Annotated in this window: 13 protein-coding genes and 1 pseudogene; 6 read left to right on the top strand and 8 right to left on the bottom strand. The window is 37.6% G+C overall.

Features of this window, described 5'->3' with window-relative positions; genetic code table 11:
* Positions 1–42 precede the first annotated feature (42 nt).
* Both WG932_RS02710 and WG932_RS02705 read right to left on the bottom strand, forming a co-directional pair.
* Positions 43–1023, bottom strand: coding sequence for an endonuclease/exonuclease/phosphatase family protein (locus WG932_RS02710; RefSeq protein WP_149392341.1), 981 nt, complete (start codon positions 1021–1023; stop codon positions 43–45).
* Between the two features lie 131 nt (positions 1024–1154).
* Positions 1155–2432, bottom strand: coding sequence for a DUF445 domain-containing protein (locus WG932_RS02705; RefSeq protein ID WP_014021898.1), 1278 nt, complete (start codon positions 2430–2432; stop codon positions 1155–1157).
* Between the two features lie 260 nt (positions 2433–2692).
* Between WG932_RS02705 and WG932_RS02700 the strand changes: the two genes are divergently transcribed.
* On the top strand, positions 2693–3844 hold the full coding sequence (locus WG932_RS02700; RefSeq protein WP_483086861.1) for a sensor histidine kinase: 1152 nt from the start codon (positions 2693–2695) through the stop codon (positions 3842–3844).
* A 25-nt stretch (positions 3845–3869) separates the two neighbouring features.
* Positions 3870–4043, top strand: a complete 174-nt coding sequence (locus WG932_RS02695) for an ATP-binding protein (protein ID WP_483088561.1) — start codon at positions 3870–3872, stop codon at positions 4041–4043.
* 6 nt (positions 4044–4049) lie between these two features.
* On the opposite strand, the pseudogene WG932_RS02690 reads toward WG932_RS02695, so the two are convergent.
* From WG932_RS02690 to WG932_RS02680, 3 genes and pseudogenes are all read right to left on the bottom strand, one after another.
* Positions 4050–4765, bottom strand: a pseudogene (locus WG932_RS02690) (NYN domain-containing protein).
* 306 nt (positions 4766–5071) lie between these two features.
* Complete coding sequence (locus tag WG932_RS02685; protein ID WP_483086860.1) at positions 5072–6376, bottom strand: sulfatase; 1305 nt, start codon at positions 6374–6376, stop codon at positions 5072–5074.
* Between the two features lie 186 nt (positions 6377–6562).
* On the bottom strand, positions 6563–7810 hold the full coding sequence (locus WG932_RS02680) for a TolB family protein (protein WP_483086859.1): 1248 nt from the start codon (positions 7808–7810) through the stop codon (positions 6563–6565).
* Between the two features lie 515 nt (positions 7811–8325).
* On the opposite strand from WG932_RS02680, the gene WG932_RS02675 reads away from it, so the two are divergent.
* The 4 genes from WG932_RS02675 to WG932_RS02660 are packed head-to-tail and all read left to right on the top strand — an operon-like array spanning position 8326 to position 13079.
* Positions 8326–10461, top strand: coding sequence for a SusC/RagA family TonB-linked outer membrane protein (locus WG932_RS02675; RefSeq protein WP_483086858.1), 2136 nt, complete (start codon positions 8326–8328; stop codon positions 10459–10461).
* A complete protein-coding gene (locus WG932_RS02670; protein WP_483086857.1) occupies positions 10434–11390 on the top strand; it encodes a TonB-dependent receptor domain-containing protein in 957 nt (318 codons plus the stop codon). The genes WG932_RS02675 and WG932_RS02670 overlap by 28 nt, the downstream gene beginning before the upstream one ends.
* A gap of 19 nt (positions 11391–11409) precedes the next feature.
* On the top strand, positions 11410–12069 hold the full coding sequence (locus tag WG932_RS02665; RefSeq protein WP_483086856.1) for a RagB/SusD family nutrient uptake outer membrane protein: 660 nt from the start codon (positions 11410–11412) through the stop codon (positions 12067–12069).
* 32 nt (positions 12070–12101) lie between these two features.
* Complete coding sequence (locus tag WG932_RS02660) at positions 12102–13079, top strand: RagB/SusD family nutrient uptake outer membrane protein (RefSeq protein ID WP_483086855.1); 978 nt, start codon at positions 12102–12104, stop codon at positions 13077–13079.
* A gap of 264 nt (positions 13080–13343) precedes the next feature.
* On the opposite strand, the gene WG932_RS02655 is transcribed toward WG932_RS02660, so the two are convergent.
* The 3 genes from WG932_RS02655 to WG932_RS02645 are packed head-to-tail and all read right to left on the bottom strand — an operon-like array spanning position 13344 to position 16620.
* The gene (locus WG932_RS02655) at positions 13344–14927 is read right to left on the bottom strand and encodes an FG-GAP repeat domain-containing protein (protein ID WP_483086854.1); all 1584 of its coding nucleotides are present in this window, start codon (positions 14925–14927) and stop codon (positions 13344–13346) included.
* Positions 14885–15499: an ASPIC/UnbV domain-containing protein gene (locus tag WG932_RS02650; RefSeq protein WP_483086853.1), complete on the bottom strand. Its 615-nt coding sequence runs from the start codon at positions 15497–15499 to the stop codon at positions 14885–14887. Before WG932_RS02650 ends, WG932_RS02655 begins: the two co-directional genes overlap by 43 nt.
* Positions 15496–16620: an FG-GAP repeat domain-containing protein gene (locus WG932_RS02645; RefSeq protein WP_483086852.1), complete on the bottom strand. Its 1125-nt coding sequence runs from the start codon at positions 16618–16620 to the stop codon at positions 15496–15498. Before WG932_RS02645 ends, WG932_RS02650 begins: the two co-directional genes overlap by 4 nt.
* Between the last annotated feature and the right edge of the window lie 273 nt (positions 16621–16893).

Below are 16893 nucleotides of genomic sequence, written 5' to 3'. Positions count from 1 at the left end.
GCATTTATTTTTCTAACTTTAAATATATCGAATCTAACTCAATTATTTAACTCGAGTAGAGAACTCTGCCCAAAGCGGAAGATGGTCTGAAATTCTCCAAGACAATTGAAAAGGAGTCAATCCTTTATTTTTCTTAATGTGGGGTCCAAAATCAAAAACACCGCCATTTAGGTATCGAATAGAAAGTTGAGGGATTTTAAATTGATTTTCAAACCATGCAATCTGGGAGTAAAATTTTGTTTGATTGTCTATTAATGTTCTGCGCACATCCCATAAATCTTCCGGCACAGATAAACCAGTTGAAACAAATGCTTCGTAACGAGGGTCTCCCCTTCTATCTATATTAAAATCTCCTAAAAGTATTAGGCTTTGATCAAATGAACGCATATTAGATGCCCAGTCTCGGAGCCATTCAGCAATTGCCGTCAGCTCTCCTTCCCGATCCGAAGCTTTTTTCCCATACAATACATGAGCACTAACCAGGATAAAAGTTTTATCTTCTACCTTAAATCCCACGGCATAAGGTGTCCGGGCAAATTGCCGATTAAAGGCCCCTTCTTTGATATTATTATCCTTTTGTTCGGGAACCACAAGCTCGCAGGCCAAACCGGACAATTTAACCTTTCGGGTATCAAATAAAAACCCAATCCTTTCATCATTCCCTTCGTTTCCTCCCGAAACATCTGTTAGAATAAAACTCCAATGGTTACCCAATAGCTTAAGCATATGCCGAAAAGCTTTCAAATCCCCTTTGAGTTCCTGTACAGCTATGATGTCAAACCTAGAAATAATTTGGGCAATTGCCATTATGGAATGAAGATCCCTTTTGGGAGAATCAGAATCCTCGGCTTCCCACTTTTCCGTTAGCCCACCAAAAGCCCGAATATTCCATGTAGCTATTAAAATATTGTGATCCAGTTTTTTAAAAGGAAGCCCCTTATCCAAAACTGTATTCAGCGCCTCCATTTCTTCTAAAATATACTCCGGAGCTAAGCTCAAAATTTTTGAAGATTTTTTGTTCATGAGAAAATGGATTTTACAAGCAATTTTAAATAAAAATAAGGTTTTTTATGCTTTATCAAAACCATAACCCTTATTCATTCAAAATTTAAAAGAAATATAGTATTGAAAAGCGATTGAAAAGTAGTTTAACATCAGTTAACAAGCCACCTGAGTAAAGCAATTAAAATCCCAACCATTCCACCAACTACTGCTCCATTGAGCCGAATGTATTGCAAATCATTACCTACCTTATTTTTTATCTGAAGCATTATGCCTTCATCGTCCAGTTTTGCCAAACTGCTTCTCACCATAGCTCCCAATTCAGGATGGTATTTCGTTACCATTTGAGTGATGGTTGACCTCATCCAAACATCTATTTGGTTTTTACTTTGGTCATCAGCTCGAAGTTCATTTAAAAAGCGTTGCAATTGCCTGTCAATTAATTGTTTAATTGGAGTATTTTCTTTGGAAAATTGTTCATGAATGCTCACTTGTAATTGGGACAGTAGCTTAAGTATCATGCCTCGGGTTTGCTCATTTAAAACCCAATTTCGCTTTAATTTCTCCACATAGGCCAAGGTTTTTTCATCTTCATTTTCAAGGTTAGCTGCAAATTCCAAAACGTATCCCTCCAATTTTTTCCTTATGGGATGGTTTTTATCATTCTTCACTTCCTCTAATAGGGCCAAGACCAAATCCATTATCCTGTCTATCATTAAGTCCGGATCAATTCCTCCGGTTTTCTTCCCTATCCAGACTGCGGATTTTTTTACCCAATCTCTATTTGCATAGGAAAGTAAGGCACTTTTCAATTTACCTAAGATTAACTCTCTGGTATCCGGTTCTTGTACAGAAAGCGCAAATTGATCCAATGCTACAGCCATAAACTCATGATGTTTTCCTTTAACCATCACTTCATTTAACCATATGCCAAGCGGTCTAGCTATATCAGTACTTTGAAGCTTATCTTTTAGTAATTTTTGGACCAGTACAACAAGTTTTGGATGGTCTAATTCGGCGGATAACCTTATAAATACTCCGCTAAAAAAATCAAGCAATTTTCTGCGATTTCCATCAGAATCTAAAGCTTGCAAAACTCCATCCGAGATTTTAATATTCGTGAGTCTTTCCCTTAACACCTCTGGAGACAACCATTGGGTAGTAACCAAATCAACAATGCCTTCCGTTAATTTTGACCTATTTTTAACAATAATATTGGTATGCTTCCTTACATAAGGAATAGGTATTTCATAAAAAAGTGCACTTACGGCAAACCAATCTGCCAATCCTCCAATTGTCCCTGCCTCAAACCCCGTAGCCAAAATTCGCCAAATGTATCCTTCCAGAAAATCATAATAGATCCCAAACTCTAAAAGTAGAAAGCCAGATATAGCTATTAGCAAAGAATTCCTTCCAATTTTACTCTTCAAAATTTAATGTTTATTGAGTGAAAATTAAATGTGTTAAATCAAAAGCCTTTATATTAAGGCATTACCACAGAGAAAGCAAAATTTGATCCATTTATAGAAATTATTAATATATTTTATAGGAATCTTGCTAAAGGAAATATTTATTCACTATTTTTATTGGCCGTTCCTAAAAGTATATTTTAAAGCCAATTATTTAGGGCAATAGTGGATAGACGGCCCCTGCCTCTAGGGATTTTTTTATTAAACAGCTATTAATCTTCATGTGGAATAGGTATTTATTATTTATTAAAAATATTTGTTTAGCTACCGAACAAAATGCTGATCCCCTCGATCATTGGAGGGATAGACTCTTTGTTTCTGGAATCGCTTTCTTACTTCCTTTTTGCCTCATAGGCCTAATTCCGGGACTAATCATGTCCTACATTAATCAATTTATTCCTCTCTTTATTTTCGATTCGATTGCATTTATCGTCTCAGTAATAGTAGCCTTGGTACCAAGAATCCCTCTTGTAATTCGTAAATGGGCGATTTTTATGGTTTTTTATGGTATAGGTGTTGTCCTTATTTTTTTTATTGGCAATTATGGCCCCGGATTAATGTACCTTCTGGCTGTCTCCATTCTCATGATTTTATTCTTACCGAACAACCAGGCTTATATTAGTTTTTACTTTAACCTTGCCACTTGCATTATATTTAGTTTGTTGATACACTTTAAACTAATTTCCAATCTTCCAAAGCTTCCGAATTTGGATTTGGTTCATTGGATAACTGTATCTTCAAATCTTATTTTCTTAAGTGCCATGTTTTCATTTCTTATCCCCAAACTATTCTCAAGACTAGAAAACAGCTTAAGAGAACAAGTTACTCTTCAAGAACAATTGAAAAAAGGTAATGTAAAACTGGAACAATCCCTTGAAGAAGTAGAATCTAAAAACAAAGAGTTGGAGCACTTTACTTATGTTATATCTCATGACTTGCAAGAACCTTTACGAATGATTTCCGGCTTTTTAGAACTGCTTAAAATAAAATATTATGGAAAATTGGATGATAAGGCTAATACCTACATATCTTACGCTGTAGATGGAGCCAACCGAATGCGGTTACTTATTTTAGACTTATCGGAATATTCCAGGATCAATAAAATTACTGATGATCCGGTTCTCCTTAATCCAAAGAAAATTCTTGATGAACTCCAAATCACCTTTCAAAATGAAATTCTAATAAAAGAAGCAGAATTTACCTCAGAGAACTTAAAACCATTTTACGGTTACCCTAGCTTTTTTTCTGTTCTATTACAAAATCTTATTGCCAATGCATTGAAATATTCAGACCCAAATCGTCCGCCAAGAATTCACTTTTCAATGACGGAAAGGAAAAAGACTATTTATTTCAGCTTACAGACAATGGGGTAGGAATAGAAGATGAGTATTTCGAAAAATATTTATCCTTTTCCAAAGGCTTCACCATAAAAATGCTGGAAGAGGAACAGGAATGGGATTGGCAATAGTCAAAAAAATTACCGATATGTTAGGAGGGGAAATTTGGGTTTCATCAGAGGTAGGTAAAGGCTCAGTGTTTACCTTTACCCTACCCATATACCTAGAAGAATAAATAAGCTTATTCTTTGTTTCTCACATAGATCAACTTTTCCCTCCGTTCAACTTCAAAGTTAGGAATAGCACTTACCAAGGGGTAAGTTTCTGAAAGCCATAATTTCTGGAATCAAAATTAGGTTGTTTTTTCTGTAGTAAATTTCCAATATCTCCCATAAAAGCCCAACCATCATCCTCTGCCAAATCAGAAATGGTACTTGAAATTAAGCGAATAAGTTTGGGGTTAATTTTATCTAACTGAACAGAAGCGACCTCTTTATTCTTTCCATTTTCTTTGCTTACACTGGCTTGTAAAATCTCCAAATAAATAAATTTGTCACAGGCTACAATAAATGGATTGGGGGTTTTCTTTTCTCCCATTCCGATCACCAACATCCGGGATTCGCGCAGTCTGGTCGCTAATTTGGTGAAATCGCTATCACTTGATACCAGGCAAAATCCATTGACCTTATCAGAATATAAAATATCCATGGCATCTATGATCATGGCTGAATCAGTAGCATTCTTGCCTGTGGTATATCCATACTGTTGGATGGGGTTAATGGCATTCTCCAATAGTACATTTTTCCACTTTCCCAATTGAGGTTTTGTCCAATCCCCGTAAATTCTTTTAATGGTTGGGTTGCCATATTTTGCAATTTCCTCCATCATTTCCGTTACCTGAGTGGAAGGAACGTTATCTGCATCTATTAATACGGCAATTTTAATATCTTTTTCCATATGGTCTTAATATTGAGTAATAATGATTGTCAGACTAATGTAATTTGTCTTAACCAATCCAAAACCCATTAATTTATGTTTTATCTGGTCTTTCTTTTATGGCCTTGATTAAAACTCCCCAAATCTAAACAATTCTTAAGAGATTGGTTATTATTAACCGACTTATCATTTATTCTATCGTCTTAAAGGCTAATCTGACTTTAATTGGAATTCGTATATAAAATTTTAGAATCCATATCAAAAGTAAACTCGAATAACTTATTGCATCGAATGTCAAACTAGACCTCACAATAATACTATTGTTGGTTATTCACTTTGCTCTTGTTTCTGCTTGATAAAATATTGGTTATTGTCGTATTTCGATGCTTTGGCCCACTTCACATTTGTTTTGGGTAAAAATTTTGCCAAATGCTTTTTAATTTCTAGATACTTTGGATTTTCAGCGAGGTTATACCATTCATTGGGATCTGTTTTCAAGGCATATAGCTCTTCCGAACCATCTTCATAGTGAATATACCTATACTCTTTGCTTACAACAGCATGGTTATTTCTTGCCCAAGTGACAATGGCAGGTTTATCCCAATTTAACTTTGTATTATTTATCAAAGGGTAAATGCTCTCTGCCTCAATATTTTCAGGTTGGGGAAGCTTGGCCAAATCTGCTAAGGTTGGATATATGGAAAATAATTCCACAGGTGATTCTACTTTTTCCCCTTTTGGAATTCCCGGTCCGGCATAAATTAATGGAGTAGCAGTTGCACTGTTCCAAAGGGCCACCTTGGCAAAAGTGTTTTTTTCGCCTAACCTATAGCCGTGGTCAGACCATAAAACTACGATGGTATTTTCTGCATGTTGGCTTTGTTCCAAAGCTTCCAAAACCTCCCCAATATAATGATCTACAAAGGAAACGCTTGCCAGGTAACCTTGAAGAATGTTTTTCCATTGTCCATTGGCCAATGCCCATTCTGTGGTAGGCATCATAGGTAAATCATCAATCTCAAGAGCAATAGGAGGTAAATCCTCCCGGTCATTCTTCAGATATGGAGGAAGGGTAAGTTTGGCTGTATCATATAAGTCAAACCATTTCTGCGGGACATACCAAGGTACATGAGGCCTCAAAAACCCTACAGAAAGAAAGAAAGGTTGATCATATTCTCTGTTGAGTTTTTCTGCTGCCCATTCTGCCGTTTGGTAATCCGGCATTTGTTGGTCTTTCTCCGGAAATGGTCCCCAGTCCGTTGAAGTTCTTTCTTTGTCCCAATGAAAATTTTGTTTGGCATAGGGACCAAAACCTTTGGCACGGCCTCCACTTTCATCAAACAGACCATTTGGTGCATGGTTGTGATAAATTTTACCAACACCCATAGTGTAATATCCTTGCTCTTTGAAATACTCATGCATCATTTTAGCTTGCTGAGTAGCCTTATTGGTCTCTTTAATCATATCATCAGCAATGAAGCCATAAATCCCTGTCGTAGAGGGACGAAGTCCAGTCATTATTGCTGTCCTTGAAGGGCTACACATGGGAGACTGACATTGGGCATTGGTGAAAAGTAAGCCACTGTCAATAAGCCTATCCAAATTGGGAGTAATGGCATTTGGATGCCCCATTCCCCCACAAAGTTATTCAAATCGTCCACCGCAATCATCAATATATTGGGTCGATCTTGTTGGGCTTTTCCGCTAAGGCTAGTAAAATAAAGACTTATAAAAAACAGTAAAAGGAACTTTTGGGACATGGTAATTTTTAATTGTTAATTGGATAATGATTAATTGTTAATTGACAATTTCTTCCAATTAGAATTTTAATTTCAGTAAGTAGGCTTGTCTTGATCCAGAATGTACGGAATTAAAGCCAATCATATCCCCATTTGGGCTCCACCTACAGTGAATATCACAGCGCCAATGTCCTTTAAATGATTCCGGTGTTACAAACTGACCTAAGGTTCTCACGGCATTGGTTTTCATATCCATCAAATAGATTTTCTGTTCTCGAAATTTGTTCTCTCTGGCATAAGTGTCTGTAACCATCCATTGGCCATCAGGTGAGAAAGTCCCATGCCCATCAAAATCCAGTAAGCCGTTTCCTAGTCTTTTATAATTTTCTTCACCGGTAGTGTACAATATGTGAGAGTATTGGGTGTTCTCAAAGGATCCTGTAACCATCAATTCCTCATCGTTTAACCAATCAAAATGGGAACCTCCCCAACCATCAGGAAAGCACTTTTCCAATTGGCTTCCATCAATATTTACGACCATGGAAGTGGTGTTTCTATTAGGTATAGCCCTGGCTAACCAAAATATTTTGGTCCCTCCTCTACTAAATAATGTGTGGTTAAAATATTCAATTCCTTCTTCCGGTATTTCAGGAACAATTTCTTTAACATCAGCTATAGAAACGATAAGTTTAGATTTACCTGATTCCAAATCAATTAAAAACAACCCATCATCTTCTGGAAATTGAAAATCCTCCCGCTTATCCTGTCCTTCTCCCCCATATCCATAGTCACTTCTGGTAATGCGTAATCTTGAAAAATTAATGCTAACGGCCTTCTTCCCATCTGGAGAAACGGCACTTATTGGATGTGGGATGGTTTTAATTTCCTCTTGGGTATGAACATTCATGATTATGGAAACAAACGCCCCTTCTCTAAGGTCATTGTAAATGATTAAAGAATCGGGAGAAGAAGCCAGCCAATGAGCCATGCAACCTTGCTGAAAATTCCATGCCTTGGTTGTAGTCAGAGGCTTAAACTCCATGGTTTCGAGGTCTACAAGTCCCAAAGTTGCTTCATCTTCCTCAGTTGGGAGCCTATCTACAATATCCGTTTCTAAAACAGTGGCATACCTTTGATTGGCGCTAAAGGAATTGATTCCATAATAACTGGCATAAAGGTGTTCTTTGTCATTGTCCACCAATTGAATTGGCTCCGAAACTTCCGGAAAATGAACAAGATTGGGATCATTCTTCTCCAAATTGGAAGGACGCTCGGCACAAGCTATTACAATTAAAAAACTAAGCAGAATAAAAATTGAAGGTCTCATTAAATTTGGTTATTTGGTGGAATTCGTTTGCTAATCAAAATAGTTGAAGGCACAAAATAGCATGAGAAAACGATCTTTCAAACATGAGGATTAAAATAGCCCGGATTATCACCTGAGCAACACCCTTTAAAAGGTCTTTTTTTATATGTGCCCCATTTTTTTTTCTTAATAACCAAAAAGCTTGCTGTAATCCAATTTTTATCCGGTTTTATGCGTGTATTCCTTTCCATCCTAAGGCAATTTAGTCATCCACTATTGCATAACTTAAATTACAATTTCATCGATTAAAGCAGTATTTTACTATAGAATTATTAAAAGATTACTTGTAATATTTTAAACCCAATTATTCATAAAAACTATCTATGTACTTTCAATTGATATTTTTTTTCTATAAAACTAAATTTAGAATAATTTAAACTGCTTTTTAGTTTACTTTTGATTATCATTATCATTTAATGTAATAATGTCAATTAACCGGTGATTATCCACCATTTAAAAAACCTAAAATCAAAATTATGAAGCAACCCTTATTAAAACATGTGAAACCCTTAATCCGATTGTTTTCAATGGCAATTATTATCCAATGCATAAGCATGGATTACTTAATTGCAGCAAACAAAAAGGGTAGAGAAAAAAGCTTAGAAAATTCAGGAAAGCATTTTTCAATGCCGAGTGGAAAACCAAATTCCACCCTTACAAATGCTAAAGGCTTTGGCATTAGCATTTCATCCAATCAAGCAGATGTAACGGTTACCGGAACAGTAACAGATCAGGAAGGTGAACCGATTCCCGGAGTGACAGTTTCCATTCCCGGCAGTTCTTTTGGAACAGCCACTGACTTGGACGGCAAATATTCAATTACTGTTCCCGAGGACGCCACCTTGGTTTTTTCATTTATTGGATTTGAAACACAAAGTATAGAAGTGAATAATCAAAACAATATTGATGTTACCTTGGTAGAGGACGTAGCCTCTCTAGATGAAGTTGTTGTGGTGGGCTATGGATCCGTCAATAGAGAAAACCTTACAAGTGCGGTCAGTTCCTTAGATGAGAAGGATTTTGTAGCCGGCACTGTTTCTCCATTAATGGCCATACAAGGAAAAGTTCCGGGTTTAAGTATTCAGTCCACCAATGGTGCTGATCCAAATTCGGATGTCTCCATCCAATTGCGAGGAGTAAACTCTGTAAATGCCTCTCAAGGACCACTTATTGTCATAGATGGGGTGCCGGGAGGGAATATCAATTCCGTAGTAAAAGAAGACATTGAATCAATTGAGGTACTTCGTGATGCCTCAGGAGCAGCCATTTATGGTACCAGAGCCTCCGGAGGGGTTATTTTAATTACAACAAAATCTGCAAAATCCGGAGAGTTGACTGTTAGCTATACAGGCGAAATGTTTGCTACAACAGTACGTCGTTACAATGAACCCCTTGGTAGAGAGCAATTTCTTGAGGAGGGTTTGGGAAATGACCTTGGACACAATACTGATTGGTTTGATGAAGTCACCAATGACACTCCTTTAAGCTACAGAAATGTATTGAGTTTTAGCGGAGGGGTGGAAGATGCAAGAATCCGTGCAACCATCAGTAATAACAATGCCAAAGGTTTGGCCATCGGGTCGGACAGAAATGATCTGCAAGCCAGAATTAATACTGATTTCACCTTGTTTGACGGCTTCCTAAGGATCACCAACAACCTTTCGTATAGTGAAAGACAATCTAATTATTCCAACAACGATATTTTCAGGATGGCTTTACAGCTAAACCCAACTGAAACACCATATGATCCAAGTATGCCTCATGGGCTAAATGTTTGGACAGGAGGGTATGACTGGTATAATCCTGTAGCGGATATTCGCTTGATGAAAAACCAAAGAAAATACGAATATCTCCTTAACACCACTTCCTTGTTATTTAACCTTACTGATAATTTATCCCTGACTGCTAGGTACTCTTTAAACAAAGGAAGTAATTATGGAACCTATTGGAGATCTGCCCAACATAAAACATCCTTGGATGAAGGAGTTGCAGGCTATGCCAGTCATAGTTATGGAGAATTTCAGGACAATACCTTAGAAGCTTTCTTCACCTACGATGAGACCTTTGACCTACACACTATCAATGCTGTTGGAGGTTATAGTTTTCAAGAATTCAATGGACAAGGGTTTTCTGCAAGCAATTCAGATTTTGCCGTTGATGGAATAGAAGAACATGATCTGGGAACAGGGAGATTCTTATCTGAAGGTAGGGCCGGTTTAGGTTCTTATAAAAACCCAAGAGTAAGATTAATGGCCTTTTTTGGAAGGGTAAACTATAGCTGGAATAATAGGTATTTGATAACAGCAAGTTTAAGAAGAGAAGGCTCATCCAAATTTGCCGCCGGAAATAGATGGGGAAACTTTACTGCCCTTTCAATAGGCTGGAATATTCACAATGAACCTTTCATGCAAAGCCAGAATATATTCACCAACTTAAAACTTAGAGCAGGCTTTGGTGAGACAGGAAATGAAGGGTTTTCACCTGGTGTAGCCACCAGAATGTATGGTCCTGATACTTGGTGGCTAATGAATGGTGAATGGCGAAGGACTTACGGTGTTTCCCATAACCAAAACACTGACCTAAAATGGGAAACAAAAAAGAATACAATCTAGGGATTGACTTTGCTATTCTTGAAGGAAGCGTGTATGGTAGATTTGATGTTTTTAGAAGAGATGTTGACGATTTAATCTATGATATCTCTGTCCCACAACCACCGGCAATTCATGACAAAACAACCATGAACGTAGGGATATTAAGAAATACCGGCTGGGAGGCTGAGGTATCATGGAATGCGGTCGATAATGCAGATTTTAAATACACCACTACTTTGATTGGTTCTGCCTATAAAAGTGAATTAGTAAGCCTTTGGGGAAACCAGACATTCTGGGACAGAAAAGGGTTTCCGGCACCGGGGAGCCCGGGTAATGCCGTAAGACTATTTCCCGGGGAACCCATAGGAAGGTTCTTTGTATGGGAACACGCGGGATTTACCGAAGATGGAAACTGGATGTTGAGAGGAGATGACGGGGAAGTATTTGATGTTACCGAAAGGACAAAAACCAACCAGGATAAGAAATTTATTGGCAATGCCATTCCAAAATTAATTCTTGCTTGGAACAATCAATTCACCATAGGAAGATTTGATGTAAATGCTTATTTCAGAGGTTGGGCAGGTCATGACATTTTCAACATGCCAAACTTTTACTACGGCATACCTTTAGAATCAAGAAATGTCTTAGTAGAGAATTACGAAGAACAAAAGCATATTACCGGGGAAAAAGAGCTGAGTGACTACTGGATAGAAGACGGAGATTTCCTTAAGCTAGATGTATTATCAGTAGGGTATTCATTTGATTTAAAGGGAAGTAAACATGTCAAAGGCTTGCGTGTATATGCCACAGGGCAAAATTTATTCGTGCTCACCAATTATTCAGGGTTAAATCCTGAAGTAAACATTAATGGTTTAGATCCGGGATTTGAAGAAAGGGCAACTTATCCACAAACCCGAACTTTCATGTTAGGAGTACAAGCAAATTTCTAAAGCCAAAAAAATTAAGACAATGAAAATAACAAAATATATATTAATTCTATTTACTGTCATCATAACAAGCTGTTCTTTGGATGAGGTTTGGTATGACCGGGTGGTACCGGAAACCTTCTTCAAAACTGAAGGAGATGTATTGGCAGCATTATACCGTCCTTTTACCCATGCAAGGTGGTATTTAACAGGGGATCGATGGGTGGCTCAAGAATTTTCAGGAGACCACTTTGCCCGAACAACTAAAGGAAGACATTGGTATGATGGAGGGCGTTATGCGCGCTATCAACATCATGAATGGACACCGGATGAATCTCAATTGTTTGGAACTTGGAGAGGAACCTTACAAGGTGTAGCACTAGCTCTGGATGTTAAGCAAGATTTAGGCAAATTAAATTACGCTGAACTAGCGCTTACTGAAGAAGATAAAGCGGCCCACCTAGGTCAGCTGGATGCATTGATCGCATTTTTCTACTTGAGAGGCCTGGATTTCTATGGTGGACTACCAATTTTCACTAGTCTCGACCAGGAAAATGTCCCTAGAAGTACTGACCAAGAGACTTTTGATCACATTGAAGGTTTATTAAAACAAGCGCTTATTGACTTGTCTGTGAAAGAAGATGGAGCACCTCAGGAAGGAATAGCAATCACGAAAGGAGCAGCTGTTGTTAGAGTTGCCTAGGCTTCAATGCTGAAGCTTATATTGGTGTGCCTATGTATGCAGAAGCTGCTGAAATATCCAAAGCAATCATTGCTAATGATTATGGAAATTATAGTTTGGACACGGATTGGAAAGGACCCCATGATTTTGATAATCACGAATCTCCTGAAATAATATGGTCTATTCCATCCGAATTTAACCGATTGGAATACACGCATTATGGTCACATGTATCATTACAATTCCCGTGTATATTTTGATGTAGACCTTGGATCAAACAATGGAACACATTTGCAACCCTCAAGAAAACCGGATGGCTCTTTGTATTCAGAAGATTTTAAGCTGGGTTCACCTTACGAAAAATTTGAAGATAATGACCTTAGAAAGAAACCATTTAAATATTTGGGCTCTGGAAGTTATGAAGGAATGTTCCTAGTAGGACCACAAATATCCCCCATTACAGGAGATCAAGTGATAGGTAATGAAGAATACAATGATCAGCCACTTGAGTTTGTAGATAAAGTAGCAAGGTTTTCCGAGTTAGGTACCACCTATTCTTCCATTGAGGAACTTCCCTCAAATATCGGTGCCGGTGAAGAAAATACCGGTATTCGTTTGGTGAAAATTCCCGTTCCATCTAGCCAAGACCTGACTTTGAGATGGGCTGCAGATCACCCGGTTTTTAGGTTGGCAGAAGTTTATTTAATGCTGGCTGAGTGTCAATTAAGGCTAGGTGAAGAAGCTGAAGCAGCAGAATTAATCAATACTGTACGCCAAAGGGCTTTTGAAGGGGGAAATGACCCTAACCCGGCTAGTGCGGGAAATTTAGATTTGTACAGAATGGCAGATGAATGGGGTATTGAATTTTTAGGAGAAGGAAGAAGAAGAACCGATTTAATAAGGCTCGGTTTCTTCACTACAGAAGAATGGTGGGACCACGCTCCTTCAAACTCAGACCATCTGAAGCGATTCCCTGTACCAACTGCTGCACTTTCAGCAAGTAATGTACTTGAACAAAATCCTGGTTATTAATTATTACTAAGAAAAATCAATTGACGGGCTTCTTGCAAAGGAACCCAAAACTGAAATGTTCAATCCGGCATCTCTTACTAAAGTATAGGTGCCGGATTTTTTCTTTTGATGTATTTGAAGGGAGGTAATGGTTAATTGTTAATTGTTTTTAAGGTATAAACTTCAATAATCTATTACCGTTGCCTGAGACTGATGGGCATCCGAACTACCGGTGCCTGAGCCTGTCGAAGGCAGAGGTAAGGCAGTAGAACAATTATTTCCAGGCTATTTTTGGCTTTGATTCACCTGTCTTAGTTTATAGAAATCTGGTTTATCATTGTTAAATGTAACCAAGACATAATGGGTGCCATTAAAGTTGATTATGTCTAAACCTCTTACCGCTTTTTGGCTAAAATTTAAACCAAGCTGATTTCCTTCTATTATTTTTCCTTCTGAAGTAATTGTATTTCCTGAAAGACTTCCAAGGCGACCATGATATGGGGACACACCAAAATAATTCCCACCTGCCATGACTTCTTCCTTGCCATCTCCATTAAAATCATACTTTAAAAAAGTGGTCAACGGTGCTACTTGTAATGAAGCGTCAAAACTTTCAAACTTAAACTTACCCTTTACATTAAGCAGGTATCCGGAAGCCAATTGCTCCGCTATAAGAAGGTTGGCTTGATCCAATTGCTCATCGTCAAATAGCTCTTTCAAGGGTTTTCCTGCGAAATCTTTATAAGAAGTAAACTTTCTTTTAAAAAAGTTCATTTGGCTCCCTAGTTCATCCAAGCCCGCAACAGTATAATAATTTTCATCTTTTTCATAAGCCACTATTGTTTCTGTGCTCCCATTTTCATCAAAATCTGCATAATACATCTTCAAGGGGAAACTTTCTTTAGAACTGAATTTGCTGTTTAAGCCCCAATTCCCCAATAAATAATCCGTTGCTCCATCTCCATTAATATCAAATGGAATAATGGCTTGCCATAGACCAGTTAACTCTTGATCCAAAATCTCTTCTGTAATGTCCTTTAAAATTCCTTCATGATTTTGAAAAAATCTGGGGGACATCCACTCCCCTACTACGATTAAATCCACCCAAGAATCTCCGTCAAAATCTGTCCAGACGGCATCCGTCACCATTCCAACATTCTCCAGTACTTCATTTCCAATTATTTTAAAAGTACCGACTTCATTTTTCAAGAGTACAGATTTAGGGATTTTTCCAAAATCTTTTGAAACTGCAGCCCCACCAATAAATAGATCTATATCACCATCTTTGTCATAATCATGCGCTTTTACAACCGAACCATTTTCTCTATAAGAAGGAAGCTCTTGTCTATAAAAGTCCTTTCCGTCATTGATCAATAGACGGTCTTTCAATGCTTCATTACCTGCGGTAAACTCTCCTCCTGCCGAAACCACAAACAGGTCATTTATCCCATCATTATTCAAATCTTCAATTATAGCCGACACATCTTCATGTAAGGAATCAAAAGCGATTTCACTGTAGTATTTTTCAACAAAGCCATTCCCATCCTGAAGAAAGATTCTAGAGGGTTGAGATTTAGCCCCTCCAAAGAAAATGTCATCACTACCATTTCCATCAAGGTCTTTGACTACGACTGCAGGTCCCCGATCAGAAATCTTGTAAGGGATAAGCTTTTGACGGTTAAAATCTATAAACCTATTTTCTTGGTGTTTATAATTTAATCCCGGCAAATCGTCAACCTTTTGAAACCAAGTGTCTTGTTCAGGGAAAACACTTAAATAATCCACCTTATCGCGAACTTCTAATGGTGTTAATTCTAAGGTTTGATTTACTGCGATATCATATTTTTTTCTATGGTATTGTCTGGCCATATTACATACAGCGAATCAACTTGTAGTGAATTTCCGAAACCGAAATGTACCAAATGTTCAGAGGAAGACTGAAAACCCCTTGAGGTAAATAATTGCTTCATTTGCATCTTCCCATGGTGCCAAGTGATCACTTTGGTGCCAATCCCAAAAGTATTTGGAGCCATGAAATTTACCTTAATTTTTAAATAGGCTGAATTTTCATTCAAGTCATTCCTGTATAAGGTAGCAGGTTCATTGATAGTGTTGGTTACTAAATCTAGGTCACCATCATTGTCCAAATCCGCCCAAGCGGCTCCGGTAGATAAATTCGGTTGATCAACCATCCACTTGCCTGTTTGATCAATAAACTTAAGTTGATCCTCACCTTTAAAAATATAGTTTTTCACTTTTCCAGAAGGCATTTTATTCAATGCTTCCTGATCCAATTTATTGGAAGCATTAAATTGGCGCTCTACTTCCTCACTTGAGATGTAATTGATATAATCATGATCATTGGGTCTTCGGGAAATCCCTGTAGAAATGAATAAATCCTGCTTTCCATCCAGATCAAAATCTGCAAATAAAGGACTCAACTCCAATCCGTAGCTGAGACACCACTGTACAAGGCGACTTCCTGAAAGTATTCTCCACCACGGTTGATTTGCAACATATTTCGCGCATACTGAGGATGATAATTGAGGCGTTCTATTTTTAGGTCATGTGTATAAATGGGGTCATCACTCATAGATGATTTAAGTACTTTTTCATCTTCAGGAAGCATATCCAAAGTGACAATATCTACAAAGCCATCTTGATTGATGTCCACAGCATCATTCCCCATAGAAAACCTGCTTACCTGGCTGAATTTATCCTTTAGTTGCTCGGTAAAAGTGCCGTCTCCATTGTTGACATAGTAATAATCGTCTTCGTGAAAATCGTTGCTTATATAAAGATCAGTAAATCCATCATTGTTAAAATCTGCAGTGGCCAACCCAAGTCCATAGCCATTGGCCCCACCAAAAATCCCTGCATCCTGACTTACATCAATGAAGTTTCCACCTTCATTCCTAAGCAACTTATCACCACTTTCCTCAGTGCGCTCATGTCTTATCGCTGCCGGGCCATAGGAATTATCAGTATGGACAGAATGGTTTAACAAATACATGTCCAGATCTCCATCATTGTCATAATCAAAGAATGAAGCCATTGTAGAATAGTTTTTAAAATCCAATCCATATTTCTTCCCTTCTTCGCTGAAGGTCAGGTCACCATTGTTGATAAACAGTTCATTCTTACCCTTAAACCCATGGATTCCTACAACAGCACACACATAAATATCAAGATAACCATCACCATTTATATCAGCCATCGTTACCCCTGTATTCCAATCAGCTAATCCGGCAACTCCGGCCTTATCAGTGATGTCCTCAAAAACCATGTTCCCTTTATTTAAAAATAATTTGTTGGCTACTTGATTTCCGGTTAGATAAATGTCTTGAAGGCCATCATTATTGATATCCCCTATGGCCACACCACCACCATTGTAGAAATAGAGGTAATAGAGAATACTTAAATTAGCAGACTCCTTTAATTCATTTATAAAATTAAGATCAGAAATTTCCGATGGTATGGATTTAAACAGAAATTCTTCGTTTCTAGACTCAGAGCATGCAAAAAGTGTGAAAAATAGTAGTGCAACTACGGCTATTTTCATTTTTCTATTGGGTAAATGATGAACCACTAATTTACTAATTTGAAATGAGGCAAAAGAAATTTAGATACATATTTTTGCTAATTCATTACCGGAAGTTGCTATACCAATCTGATGTAAAGAACTTAGGGTAATGAGGAGGCTAAACCTTGTGTTCAATTAGAAAACTTTACTTAATACTATTACCCATACTTGTACCAGCAATAATGAGGTTGAATAAAAAGACTGCTTCAATTACAAATTTTCTCCTGCTTCATACTAGCATGACTTAAAAGA

This window comes from Cyclobacterium sp. SOCE241, from assembly GCF_056867545.1.
The sequence above is the reverse complement of the archived record's forward strand: the minus strand, read 5'-3'. Positions and strand labels throughout refer to the sequence as shown.

What these genes read in the sequence shown, in the direction of transcription:
- WG932_RS02710 (WP_149392341.1), bottom strand. Translation starts at nt 1,023, where the DNA reads ATGAACAAAAAATCTTCAAAAATTTTGAGCTTAGCTCCGGAGTATATT.
- WG932_RS02700 (WP_483086861.1), top strand. Translation starts at nt 2,693, where the DNA reads ATGTGGAATAGGTATTTATTATTTATTAAAAATATTTGTTTAGCTACC.
- WG932_RS02685 (WP_483086860.1), bottom strand. Translation starts at nt 6,376, where the DNA reads ATGGGGCATCCAAATGCCATTACTCCCAATTTGGATAGGCTTATTGAC.
- WG932_RS02680 (WP_483086859.1), bottom strand. Translation starts at nt 7,810, where the DNA reads ATGAGACCTTCAATTTTTATTCTGCTTAGTTTTTTAATTGTAATAGCT.
- WG932_RS02675 (WP_483086858.1), top strand. Translation starts at nt 8,326, where the DNA reads ATGAAGCAACCCTTATTAAAACATGTGAAACCCTTAATCCGATTGTTT.
- WG932_RS02670 (WP_483086857.1), top strand. Translation starts at nt 10,434, where the DNA reads ATGGGAAACAAAAAAGAATACAATCTAGGGATTGACTTTGCTATTCTT.
- WG932_RS02665 (WP_483086856.1), top strand. Translation starts at nt 11,410, where the DNA reads ATGAAAATAACAAAATATATATTAATTCTATTTACTGTCATCATAACA.
- WG932_RS02660 (WP_483086855.1), top strand. Translation starts at nt 12,102, where the DNA reads ATGTATGCAGAAGCTGCTGAAATATCCAAAGCAATCATTGCTAATGAT.
- WG932_RS02655 (WP_483086854.1), bottom strand. Translation starts at nt 14,927, where the DNA reads ATGGCCAGACAATACCATAGAAAAAAATATGATATCGCAGTAAATCAA.
- WG932_RS02645 (WP_483086852.1), bottom strand. Translation starts at nt 16,620, where the DNA reads ATGAAAATAGCCGTAGTTGCACTACTATTTTTCACACTTTTTGCATGC.